Genomic DNA, 9887 nt, shown 5'->3' with positions numbered 1-9887 from the left:
CTTCGCAGTCGCCTGATCAAGCCGTCATGCGCCAACCCCGTGAGCAGTTACCCGGCTACGCGCTCTGGGTATCTTGGGCCGACATCACCGCGAGCGCGCAGGCCTGCCAGCGCTACATCGAAATCGCGAACGCGAAGGACAAGCGCCTGATCGACAATGCGCGCGCGCGCCGGCTTCGTAACGGTTGATCCGTGGCGCTCCCGACCCGTCCCTTCCTCGTCGTCACCATCGCGTGGCACCCCGGCTTCGCCGCTGGGCCGACGATCGCCTCGGCTCTCTACGACCACTTCCGTCGCAAGCTGTTCGAGAACGTCGCCGGGGGCACCGGCCTGAGCGTCATCTACCGGTCGGAGCCGCCCAAGGGCACCGCCGCGCCGCTTCCGATCGATTTCGAGGAAGGCGAGACGGCGGCGGTTGTCGTCCTGTTTGATGAGGCGTTCGCGGGCGATAACGCGTATCTGGCGTGGCTGAAGGAAACGGCCGAGCGCGCGGACGCCAAGGGGCTCGGCACGCGCGTTTCCCCGATCGCCATCGACAGCGCGCTGACCCGGTCAGGCATGGCCGAGCAAGCGATCCGGTGGGACCGCTGGGGCGACCTCGAAGAGAAGCCTCGTATCCGCCGCCTCGTTTCCGGGCTCACTTATCAGTTCGCCCGGATGTTGCGGTCCTACCTTGAGCGGCTGCGCCATCCTTCGGACGCCGATGAGGCGCTCGAACGCTATCTCAAGAAGGTGCAGGTCTTCCTGAGCCACTCGAAGCGCGACGACGATGGCGAGCGCATTGCCAAGACGATCCGCCAAGCGCTCTTCGACGGCGACGGGTTGTCGAGCTTCTTCGATGTTCACGACATCGTACCGGGCGTGCGGTTCGACAAGGCTATCTTGAACCAGGTGCGCGTGAGCGCCGTTGTCGCCATTCACACCGACAGCTTCTCGTCCCGGGAATGGTGCCGGCGCGAAATCATCGAAGCAAAGCGGGCGAGCGTACCTCTGGTTGTCGCGAACTGCCTGGTCGATACGGACGAGCGCGGCTTCCCCTACATGGGCAATGTGCCAGTAGTTCGGATGGACCCTGCGCATGTCGACCGCATCGAGGATGTGATCGGACGCTTGCTCGACGAGGTGCTCAAGGATTTCTTATGGCGCTGCCGCGTTGAGCTTGTCAGCAACGAAGCGGGGCAAGAGGTTCGGTTTCTGCCTCGTCCGCCGGAGCTCATCTCGCTGGTCGGCTTGGAGCGGGCGGCGGACGGTGAGACAATTCTCGTTTACCCTGATCCGCCGCTCGGTGCCGAGGAGCAGCGGTTGTTCGAGGAGATCGCGCCGACCCTGCGGCTTCGCAGCCTGACGGAGTGGGTGGCCGAAGCGGAGGCGGTCGCAACATGACTTACCAGGAGCCGCTGAGCCAGAAAACGGTCGCGATCGCGATCTCGGAGAGCGCCGACATGGGAGCACTTGGGCTCGCGCCCGAGCATCTGCGCGACGCGATGGCGGAGATTGCGCGTCACCTGCTCGCGATGGGCGCGCGGCTCGTCTATGGCGGTGACCTGCGCGCGAACGGCTTCACCGAACTGCTCTTCGAGCTCGTCGCCCGCCATCGGCGGGACGCGGACGTGGGCGATGCCCGGCCCGCCGTCATCAACTACCTCGCTTGGCCAATCGTGACATCGAAGCCCTCGGCCGAGCTGCGCGGCCTCGCGGATGAGCTCGCCGGGCTGGCGGAGCTCCATTTTCTCGACCAACAAGGCGCCGATCTGCCTCCAGTAACGCTGGACGACACCCCCGGTCGAGTGGTCACTGACGCGGACTGGGCGGAAGCCCTGACCGCCATGCGAGCGGTCCTGACCCGCGTCAGCGACGCGCGTGTTGTCCTGGGTGGGCGAACCGAGGGGTACAAGGGCCGTATGCCCGGAATTGCTGAGGAGGCGTTGACCGCGCTCGAGGCGAGCCAACCGCTCTACCTGCTTGGCGGTTTCGGTGGATGCGCGCGCGACATCGCGGTTGAGATGGCGCTCCTACCTGGCCCACGCATCGGCGCGGCATGGGCCGAGCGACAAGCGTTTCAGAAGTTCAACGAAGCCTCGCTCCGCAATGGGCTTACGGCCGTGGAGAACGCCACGCTGGCGAAAACGGTGCACGTCGACGAGGCTGTCGCGTTGATCCTGCGTGGTCTCCTTCGCCTGGCGAAGTCGGTAGCCGGAACCGCCTGATGGCGCTGCTGACCGAGACGGAGGTCCGCGCTCGGGCGGCTCGTACAACAACGCTGCGCAAAAGTACGGCGCTCGAAAGCCTAACTGAGACTGCGGCCGCCGATGCGATCTTTGACGTCTTCCTGAGCCACTCGTCAAACGAACCCGAGGACATCCTGCTTGGGATTAAGGGCTTTCTCGAAGATGCCGGGCTGAGCGTCTACGTCGACAAGTACACCGATCCTCAGCTTTCGCCGGACGAGGTAACGCCGGAAACAGCGGAGGTCTTGCGAGGCCGACTTCGCGCGTCTCGTACATTGCTGTACGTGTACAGTCGCCACTCCAAGCTCTCGCGCTGGATGCCGTGGGAGCTCGGTTTCATGGATGGTGCGGGAGGCCGGATCAGGGTCGCGCCGGTGATGCAAACTGCGCAGAACGCCTTCGAGGGTGAGCAATACCTCGGCCTTTATCCCTATCTCGACCGCGCGACGATCAGCGGGCGGAGCACCTCGGCGCTCTGGATTAATCGCGGCTCGCAGGAGTACGCGAGGTACTCGGAATGGGTATACGGCAAGGAGAACATCGTGAAGCGCGCCTCCTGAACGGATCCGAGCCTAGTGCTCGGATAGTTTTCCCGCGAGATGCCGCATGAGCGCGCGCACCGCCTCCATGATCTCGGTCGCGCGTTCTTCGTCGTAGAAGCTGCGTCCGTGCATGACGTGGTTTCGCCACGAGTTCTTGATGGCGCGGAAGTGCGACGCGGCTTCGGCTGCCCACTGCTCCTCTTGACCCCCGTGTTCCCGCTTGTTGAAGGTGCGCAGCTTGGCTTCGATTTCGTTCAGTGACTTGTTCCAGTTTACCCCGCCGGTCACTCCGACATGCGTGGCGAGCAAAGTCAGGGGTGTTTCCAGCGACCGCATGAGGTGCATGACGGCCGCCGTCCAGCGACCGAGCGCCAAGCAGCGACCAGCTTCGGACACATCCTCTGCGCTTGATGGAAAGCTGTCATCCACTGCGCTGCCGAACAACGGCGCGGGCTGGTCGTAGAGATCAGCGCTTCCGGCGCTCATCGCGAATAGCGGGCGTGCGTCGATCTCATCGCGGAAAGTGCGCAGGAGGTACTCGAGGCCGCTGATCAAATCGTCAAGGTGACGCTCGGTCAGGATCAGCCCTCGCGAGCCCGGGGGCGGCAGACGCGTGAAGCAGTCTCCAAGATCGCGTGCAGCCGCCACGCAGGCGACCATGCTAAGCTGCTCGGCCGCCGCTCTTAGCAGGGTCGCGGCCTCGAAGATCACCTTCGTCTGGTCAGGGCCGAGGACAAGCGCACCGCCGTTGCTGCGCATTTCGGTTCGACCGAGCTGGAGAAACTTGCAGCTACCTCCGAGCGCGGAGACGCTGGCAATCACGTTTCCGGCGGGGAGGCGCAACATCGTAAGAGGGTGTTGAGAGCGACGCGGAGCTTCGACGCTGGCGAGCGACGTCGCAGTAAATCGTCGAGCACACTCGACCCGTTGCCGAAGTCGCCCGGCATCAGGTCGGAAAATCCCAAATTGAACATCGTTTGACTCCTCCCGCGCGGAGCGAACGCATCGCCTAGCCGGAATGCCAGTGCCACTCGTTCTTGCCAATGAAGCATGATGTCGGAGCAATCGTGCAACACTCTGTTGCAGAACGTCCTGTTCTGAAAGCGGCTACAAAAATCCTCCAGTGTGCCTGTTTGCGGCAATGCGCCGGGCACCGTCGGAGGACCGCAGCTGAGGTCTCCTTCAGCGTCAGGCTGCCTGTCTCAGCCCTTTGCGCGCGAGCACGCCCCGCACGAACTTGTCCCATCGAGCCATGCCGGCGCGCTTCTCAGGCATGTAGTTCCACCGGTCGTAGCTCTTCGAGCTGACATCCTGAAGCGCGTGGTTCTGGATGCGGTCGCGGATCTCTTTCGACACTCCGGCCTTACCGGCAAGCGTCTTCCACGTCCGCCGCAGATCACGGTTCGTGACGGACGGGATCACGCCGCGATCTCGCTGGCGCCACACGAAGCTGTAGAGGGTGCCGTGGCTGACCGGCTTCGACGGGTCCTTCGCGGACGGGAAGAACCAGCCATGTTCGTTGGGCGTGATCGACTCGATCAGCTCTGCCGCGATCGAGGGCACCGGCACCGCGTGCGGCTGCAAATTCTTCGTCTTCGACCAATCGATGATCCGCTCCGCCGCGTCCCATTGATCGATGTGCAAGCGCGCGAGTTCTTCCACCCGCTGACCGGTCAGCATGATGAGCTGGACGGCGCGCGGGTAGGAGGGGTGGACTGGAACGTCGGGGCAGTCGAGCCAGCGATAGAGCCGAACATACTCGTCCTCCTCCAGCCAGCGGGTGCCCTGCACCTTGGGCTCGGTCGGTATACCGGCGGCCGGATTGTACAGGAGCCGGAAGCGGCGCGGCGACGTGTTGCGGTAGTCGAGCTCCGACTTCATGCCCCAGCTGTAAGCCGCGCGAATGTAGCACCGGACGTGGTCCGCCATTGCGCGAGACCCGCGATCGAAGATGGGCCGGAGGACTTCCGTGACTTCTTCCGGCTCGATCTCCCGCGCCAGCCGGTTGCGGCCGAGCGTGTCCGCGACCTTCTCCAGCCCCTTCTCGGTTTCCTTCCAGGAGGGCTTACCAGCGTCCTTGAGAGCGGCAACATAGCCCTCGAACAGGTCGGTAACCGTCCCGGGCCGCGTGTCCGTCGCGACCTTGATGCTACGCCCCCTCTGGATCGCATCGGCATAGTCGCGCTTGAAGACCTCGCGAGCGGCTGCAAGCGACATCGACGGATAGTCGCCGAGCTTCGCCTTGATCCGCTTACCGTCGCGCCACTGTTGGGCCATCCACTCCGACAGCACGCGGGTGGGCATCGGCCGCAGCGCGAGAACGAGACGGCCAACGCCGCGACCCTCGCCGTCGGCGAGGGACTTCTGCTTCCCGGCCAGCTCGACCTCTTTGATGCTGCGCCGGATCGCTCCATCGGTCAGGCTGCCCATGCGCGTCTCCCAAGACTGAGGTCGGTAGTCGACCGGTAATTGAGGTCGGAACGTGTGCCGATCCCCTAATTAGCGACCCCAACTTGCCCCAGTTTGCGGTGGCATGACAAGCCAGAAAAGCGTTGTGTTTCAGTGTGCCTGAGCGTGATCGAAAGTGACTCGGGCGGGTGCAGTGGGATGGTTGTGGACGAGGATCAGCGACGCCGACCCCAGGTCCAGCGCGCGGCGGATCACCTCGCGGACGTGAACCGCTGCCTCGTCGATCGTGCCTTCCGACAGCAGCTCGTCGCGGATCAGCATGTTGCGCGTGTTGAGGTGCAGCACCCGCACCCGTTCCACGCCCGCATGCGCCATGTCGGCGCGCAGATAGTCGAGCAGCGCCTGCCAGCTCGCCAGCACCGGACGCTGCGCCACCTCCGCGCGCAGCACACGGGTGGTCGCCGCCGCGACGATCCGGATCGCCGCCGCGCCTGCATCGCCCATGCCGGGAACGCGGGCGAGCGACTCGGGGTCGGCCGCGAACAGCCCGCCCAGCCCGCCGAACTCGCGCAGCAGCGCCTTGGCGATCGGCTTGGTGTCGATGCGCGGGATCGCGAGCATCAGCAGATATTCGACCAGCTCATGCTCCAGCAGCGCATCGCCGCCGTGCTTCGCCAGCAGGCGCGCGCGCAGCCGGGCGCGGTGGCCCTTGGTGTCCTGGCCAGGATCGGGAGGAGCATCGGCGTCGGCCATCGACGACGATGCTATGGCGGCCTGCGACGATTTGCCAGCGGCGAAGCGCGGCGACTATGTCGTCCGCCGTGAGCAGGCGCGCGTGACCACGGACGAGGATGCGCCCCCGCGCCGGCGGATCGGCCGGGCGCGGGGGATCGCAATCGGGGCGGCGTCGGTGCTGCTCGTCGGGCTGGTCGGGCTGTGGGTGGAGCGTCGCCCGATCGCCGCCGATGCGATCGACCGGTATCTGGCGGCGCGTGGGCTGGCGGCGCGGTATCGCATCGCGGACCTGGGGGCCGGGCGGCAGCGGCTGGTGGACGTGAGCGTCGGCGATCCGGCCGCGCCCGATCTGGTCGCCGACTGGATCGATACGAGCACGCGCCTGGGCCTCGACGGCGCGCGGGTGACGGGGGTGCGCGCCGGCCATGTGCGGGTGCGGGCGCGGTGGGTGGATGGGCGGCTGTCGCTGGGCAGCCTCGACCGGCTGCTTCCCGCCTCCACCGGCGGTGCGACGCGGTTGCCGGCGATCGACCTCGACGTCGGCGATGCGCGGGCGCGGGTGGAGACGCCGGCCGGGGTGATCGGCATCGTGTTGACGGGAGCCGGGCGGCTGGATGGCGGCTTTCGTGGGCGGCTCGGCGCGGCGGCGACGCGGTTAGCGGAAGGTGGATGTATCGCCGAAATGCCGAGCGCGGCGTTGGCGGTTCGGGTCGAGGGCGGCCGTCCGACGCTGGCCGGACCAGTGCGCGCGAGCCGGATCGTCTGCCGGGGTGTTGCCGTCGCCGCCGCCGCCGTGCGCATCGCCGCGACGGGCGACGCGGCGCTGGCGCGGTGGACGGGCGATGCGACCCTATCGCTCCGGTCGATCGCCGACGGGAACGCCCGGGTAGTCGGGATGACCGGAAGCGTCGGCTTCGCGGGCGGCGGTCGCGATCTGGCCGGCAGCGTCGCGGTGACGACCGGCGTTTTCGCGGCGGGGCCGGTGCGCGGAGCGGGCGCGGGGCTGGCGGGCCGCTATGCGTGGCGCGGGTCGGCGCTGGCGCTCGCCGACGGCGCGCAGGTGAGCGCGACCGGCCTGCGCTGGACGGGCGCCGCGCCAAGCGCGCGGATTGCCGGTTGGGCGAGGGCGGCGGCGGGAACGCCGGTCGCGCCGCTGCTCGCCCGGATGGCGGGCGCGGTGGATGCGGCCGCGCGGTCGATCGATGTGACCGCGCACGGCGGCGCGACGCTGGGCGGCGACGGTCCTGCGCTGCGGCTGAGCGATGCCGTCCTGCATAGCCGATCGGGCGCGAGCGCTGCGTGGCGCGGGACCGCGACCGGTCCAGACGCGTTCGACGGGACGGCGACGCTCGACGGCGGCGGGTTGCCGGCAGGGTCCGTCCGCATCGCGCGCACGGGAGGCGTCCTGGCGGGGACCGCGATGTTGCGCCCCTATCAAGCATCCGGCGCATCGCTGCGGCTCGACCCCGTCCGCTTCCGGGTCGACGCGGCCGGAACGGCGAGCGTTGCCACACGGGCGATCCTGTCCGGTCCACTGGCGGGTGGACGGATCGTTGGCGCGAGCCTGCCGATCGTCGTGCGACGGGACCGGGCCGGACGGCTGGCGATCGACCCGGCCTGCACGCCGCTCGCGGTCGATCGGCTGCGCACCGGCGGGCTGATGCTGGCGGGGGTGCGGCTGACGCTGTGTCCGATCGGACCGGCGCTGGTGACGCTCGATCGCGGCCGCGTCGGCGGCGGCGCGCGGACCGGGCCGGTGCGGCTTGCGGGCAGACTGGGGTCGGGCGACCTCGCGATCACCGCCGCCGGCGCATCCGTCGGCTTCGGGACGCGCGCCCTCGCGGTGCGCGACCTCGCCGTGCGGTTGGGCGCGGCGGACCAGCCGACGCTGCTCGATGTCGCCGCGCTCGACGGCACGATTCGGGGCGGTGGCGTCGCGGGGAGTTTCCAGGGCGCGGGCGGGCGGATCGGCGCGGTGCCGCTGCTGCTATCGGAGGCCGCGGGAAGCTGGTCGTTCGCGGGCGGCGCGCTCGCGCTGTCGGGCGGGCTGACCGTCGCCGACACCGACACCGCGTCGCCGCGTTTCCGCCCGCTGCCGGCGCACGACGTGACGTTCCGGCTCGCCGACGGCCGGATCATGGCGGCGGGTACGCTCGTCGCGCCCGGCGCGAGCGGCCGCACCGTCGCCGCCGTGACGCTGGCGCATGACCTCGCCACCGGCGCGGGCCATGCCGAGCTGGCCGTGCCCGGCCTCGCGTTCGACAGGACGCTCCAGCCCGAGGCGCTCACCCCCGTCACGCTGGGCGTGGTCGCCGACGTCGCGGGCACGGTGACGGGGGAGGGGCACATCGCCTGGACCGGCGATGGCGGGCTCTCCAGCACGGGCGCGTTCCGCACCGCTGGGCTCGATCTCGCCGCGGCGTTCGGGCCGGTGGCGGGCATCGCGGGCGAGATCCGCTTCGTCGACCTGCTCGGCCTGCGGAGCGCGCCCGACCAGCGGTTGACGGTGCGCGAGGTCAACCCGGGCGTGCCGATCGACGACGGCGTCGTACGCTTCGAGCTGCCGGGCGGCTCCGCGATCAGGGTGGCGGGCGCGGACTGGCCGTTCGCAGGGGGAGGGCTCGCGCTGGCGCCGACGTTGCTCGACTTCGACGCGGTGGGGGAGCGGTCGCTGACGTTCCGCGTCACCGGCGTCGACGCGCGCCGGTTCCTCGCGCAGTTCGGGTTCAAGAACCTCGATGCGACCGGCATTTTCGACGGCGTGCTGCCGATCCGGTTCGACGCGAGCGGCGGCCGGATCGAGGGCGGCGACCTGACCGTCCGGGCCGGCGGCGGATCGATCGCCTATGTCGGCGAGCTGTCGCGCAAGGACCTGGGCTTCTGGCCCAACCTCGCGTTCCAGGCGCTTAAATCGCTGCGCTACCGCCGCCTGTCGATCGCGATGGACGGGCCGCTGGCGGGCGAACTGGTGACGCAGGTGCGCTTCGCCGGCATTTCGGAAGGGCAGGGCGCCAGGAGCAATTTCCTGATCCGCCGGCTGGAGCGGCTGCCGTTCGTGTTCGACGTCCAGATCAAGGCGCCGTTCCGCGGCCTGATCGACTCGGCACAGAGCTTTTACGATCCAAGGCTGCTGATCGAGCGCAACCTGCCCGCGCTGCTGGGCGTGCCCGCGAGCGCGGCGTCGCCCGTTCAGCCTCCTCCCGTTCAGGGGGGCGAAAGCGCCCGTGGCACCAGGGAAACGACCTTGACGACCGGGCATGACGGACCGACGGTGAGGCCGATGATGATGCCGACGATTATGGGGCTTGCGACGATCGGACTGGTCCTGCTGACGGGTGGCTGCGTCACCGTCAATGCGCCGGACAAGCCGATCCAGATCAACCTGACCATCTCGGTGACGCAGGAGGTGGTCTATCGCCTCGACAACCAGGCCAAGTCGTTGATCCAGCAGAACCCGGGGATCTTTTGATGAAAACGTCCACCCACCTCATTGCCGCCGCGCTGCTGGCCTCGCTGGCCACCGCCGCCGTCGCGCAGCGCGATCCCGCCTATGCGGCCGCGCGGGCGGCGGGCGAGGTTGGGGAGCAGCCGGACGGTTACCTGGGCCTCGTCGGCGCCGCGACCCCTGCGCTGCGCCAGACGGTCAGCGCGATCAACATCCAGCGCAAGGCCAAATACACCCAGGCCGCCGAGAACGGCGCCACCGTCGAGCAGATGGCCTTCACCTCCGGCTGCACCCTGATCGCGCGGACCGAGCCGGGGGAGAAATACCGCAACCCCGAAGGCGTCTGGAAGACGCGCACCGCGGCCGCACCGGAACGCGATCCGCGCTGCGTCTGATCGCCGGTGGCGGGCCAGCACCATGGGTCGCCGGCAAAGCGGGGGCGCCCGTGCGGTTGACTTGAGGACCATCGGTTCCTAAACGGCGGCGGTGGCGGGGGCTCGCACTCCTGCTCTGTTCTGGCGTCGCCGGC

Annotated in this window: 9 protein-coding genes; 6 read left to right on the top strand and 3 right to left on the bottom strand. The window is 68.5% G+C overall.

Annotation, left to right across the window (positions count from 1 at the left end):
* The 4 genes from ACFE65_RS04155 to ACFE65_RS04140 all read left to right on the top strand — a co-directional run.
* The coding region (locus ACFE65_RS04155; protein WP_375381075.1) for a hypothetical protein at positions 1 to 188 on the top strand (188 nt) is incomplete at its 5' end.
* A 3-nt stretch (positions 189 to 191) separates the two neighbouring features.
* Positions 192 to 1382 (top strand): toll/interleukin-1 receptor domain-containing protein, encoded by a 1191-nt coding sequence (locus tag ACFE65_RS04150; protein ID WP_375381074.1) that lies wholly within the window; start codon positions 192 to 194, stop codon positions 1380 to 1382.
* Positions 1379 to 2206, top strand: a complete 828-nt coding sequence (locus tag ACFE65_RS04145) for a hypothetical protein (protein WP_375381073.1) — start codon at positions 1379 to 1381, stop codon at positions 2204 to 2206. Before ACFE65_RS04150 ends, ACFE65_RS04145 begins: the two co-directional genes overlap by 4 nt.
* Positions 2206 to 2787: a toll/interleukin-1 receptor domain-containing protein gene (locus ACFE65_RS04140; RefSeq protein ID WP_375381072.1), complete on the top strand. Its 582-nt coding sequence runs from the start codon at positions 2206 to 2208 to the stop codon at positions 2785 to 2787. The genes ACFE65_RS04145 and ACFE65_RS04140 overlap by 1 nt, the downstream gene beginning before the upstream one ends.
* A 12-nt stretch (positions 2788 to 2799) precedes the next feature.
* On the opposite strand, the gene ACFE65_RS04135 is transcribed toward ACFE65_RS04140, so the two are convergent.
* The 3 genes from ACFE65_RS04135 to ACFE65_RS04125 form a co-directional block, all read right to left on the bottom strand.
* A complete protein-coding gene (locus tag ACFE65_RS04135) occupies positions 2800 to 3615 on the bottom strand; it encodes a hypothetical protein (RefSeq protein WP_375381071.1) in 816 nt (271 codons plus the stop codon).
* A 342-nt stretch (positions 3616 to 3957) separates the two neighbouring features.
* The gene (locus ACFE65_RS04130) at positions 3958 to 5199 is read right to left on the bottom strand and encodes a tyrosine-type recombinase/integrase (protein WP_375381070.1); all 1242 of its coding nucleotides are present in this window, start codon (positions 5197 to 5199) and stop codon (positions 3958 to 3960) included.
* 129 nt (positions 5200 to 5328) lie between these two features.
* A complete protein-coding gene (locus ACFE65_RS04125; protein WP_375381069.1) occupies positions 5329 to 5931 on the bottom strand; it encodes a RadC family protein in 603 nt (200 codons plus the stop codon).
* A gap of 13 nt (positions 5932 to 5944) precedes the next feature.
* On the opposite strand from ACFE65_RS04125, the gene ACFE65_RS04120 reads away from it, so the two are divergent.
* Positions 5945 to 9382 carry a YnbE family lipoprotein gene (locus ACFE65_RS04120; RefSeq protein ID WP_375381068.1) on the top strand — a complete coding sequence of 1146 codons (3438 nt, stop codon included), beginning with the start codon at positions 5945 to 5947 and terminating at the stop codon, positions 9380 to 9382.
* The gene (locus ACFE65_RS04115) at positions 9382 to 9753 is read left to right on the top strand and encodes a YdbL family protein (protein WP_375381067.1); all 372 of its coding nucleotides are present in this window, start codon (positions 9382 to 9384) and stop codon (positions 9751 to 9753) included. The genes ACFE65_RS04120 and ACFE65_RS04115 overlap by 1 nt, the downstream gene beginning before the upstream one ends.
* The last annotated feature ends 134 nt before the right edge of the window (positions 9754 to 9887 follow it).

The sequence above is a fragment of the uncultured Sphingomonas sp. genome (assembly GCF_964237335.1).
Classification (GTDB): Bacteria; Pseudomonadota; Alphaproteobacteria; order Sphingomonadales; family Sphingomonadaceae; genus Sphingomonas.
The sequence above is the reverse complement of the archived record's forward strand: the minus strand, read 5'-3'. Positions and strand labels throughout refer to the sequence as shown.

Bases quoted from the DNA above. Each gene is read 5' to 3' on its own strand.
- ACFE65_RS04145 (WP_375381073.1), top strand. From the start codon at position 1,379: ATGACTTACCAGGAGCCGCTGAGCCAGAAAACGGTCGCGATCGCGATC.
- ACFE65_RS04125 (WP_375381069.1), bottom strand. From the start codon at position 5,931: ATGGCCGACGCCGATGCTCCTCCCGATCCTGGCCAGGACACCAAGGGC.
- ACFE65_RS04120 (WP_375381068.1), top strand. From the start codon at position 5,945: ATGGCGGCCTGCGACGATTTGCCAGCGGCGAAGCGCGGCGACTATGTC.
- ACFE65_RS04135 (WP_375381071.1), bottom strand. From the start codon at position 3,615: ATGTTGCGCCTCCCCGCCGGAAACGTGATTGCCAGCGTCTCCGCGCTC.
- ACFE65_RS04130 (WP_375381070.1), bottom strand. From the start codon at position 5,199: ATGGGCAGCCTGACCGATGGAGCGATCCGGCGCAGCATCAAAGAGGTC.
- ACFE65_RS04140 (WP_375381072.1), top strand. From the start codon at position 2,206: ATGGCGCTGCTGACCGAGACGGAGGTCCGCGCTCGGGCGGCTCGTACA.
- ACFE65_RS04115 (WP_375381067.1), top strand. From the start codon at position 9,382: ATGAAAACGTCCACCCACCTCATTGCCGCCGCGCTGCTGGCCTCGCTG.